This window comes from Methylobacterium gnaphalii, from assembly GCF_007992215.1.
In the GTDB taxonomy this organism is placed as follows: Bacteria; Pseudomonadota; Alphaproteobacteria; order Rhizobiales; family Beijerinckiaceae; genus Methylobacterium; species Methylobacterium gnaphalii.
This window is the reverse complement of the sequence record NZ_BJZV01000102.1, coordinates 1-1,037: the sequence shown is the minus strand read 5'-3', so window position 1 is coordinate 1,037 and position 1,037 is coordinate 1. Positions and strand designations below refer to the sequence as shown.

The following is a 1,037-nucleotide window of genomic DNA, read 5'->3' as shown; positions in this document are numbered from 1 at the left end:
TAGTGCTCTGACTCAGACGGAAGGTTCAGGGGCGCGGCGGAGAGCCGCGAGAATGTCGTTTGCTGGTTTGGTCCAGACGAAGGGTCTGGCGTTACGGTTGTGTTCGGCGATGTAGCGTTTGATCGCGGCCTGGAGATCGGTGACGCCGCTGAAGGTGCCACGCCTCAGGCGTCGCCTTGTCAGAGCGGAGAAGAAGCCCTCGACCGCGTTGAGCCATGAAGCCGATGTCGGTGTGAAGTGGAAGATCCAGCGCGGATTGCGCGCGAGCCACGCACGGGTCTTCGGGTGCTTGTGGCTCCCATAGTTGTCGAGCACGACATGGATCAGCTTGCCGGCCGGCACAGCTGCCTCGATGGCGTTGAGGAAGCGAATGAACTCGCCGTGGCGATGACGCTGCATGCAGCGTCTGAGCACGGTTCCTTCGAGGACGTCGAGAGCGGCAAACAGCGTGGTGGTGCCATGGCGCGTATAGTCGTGGGTCTGAGCGGTCGGGTGCCCCGGCCCAGCGGCTGATCGGGACGGGTCCGTTCCAGCGCTTGGATCTGAGATTTCTCGTCGATGGACAGCACCACGGCGTGAGCAGGTGGGTCCATGTAGAGCCCGACGACATCCTCGACCTTCTCGGCAAAGGCCGGGTCGTTCGATCGCTTGAAGGTGCGCACGCGATGCGGTTGCAGGCGGTGTGCTTCCCAGATCCTTTGGACGGAGCGGAGCGAGATCCCGATCTGTTTGGCGACAGCACGGCCGGTCCAGTGAGTGACCTCGCCCGGCGGCTCCGAGCAGGTCAGTGCCAGGACATCGGCCACCGTTTTGGTGGGATGCGGCGCGATGCCGGGCGGTCGCGTCTTGTCGCGTAGTAGGCCCTCGACACCTTCCTCCCCGTAGCGCTGTTGCCAACGCCAAACGGCGGGGCGGCTGACACCGGCTTGCCGAGCCACGTCCTGCACATTCAATCGGTCGGCCGAGAGCAGGACGATGCGGGCGCGCAGAATGTGCTTGAGCGGACGGCACCGGTCCTCCGCAATCGCTACAAGCTG

General features: G+C 64.2%; 1 pseudogene. It reads right to left on the bottom strand.

Annotated elements, in window-relative coordinates:
* Window positions 1–12: 12 nt before the first annotated feature.
* Window positions 13–1,037, bottom strand: a pseudogene (locus MGN01_RS23270) (IS630 family transposase); the annotation flags it as partial.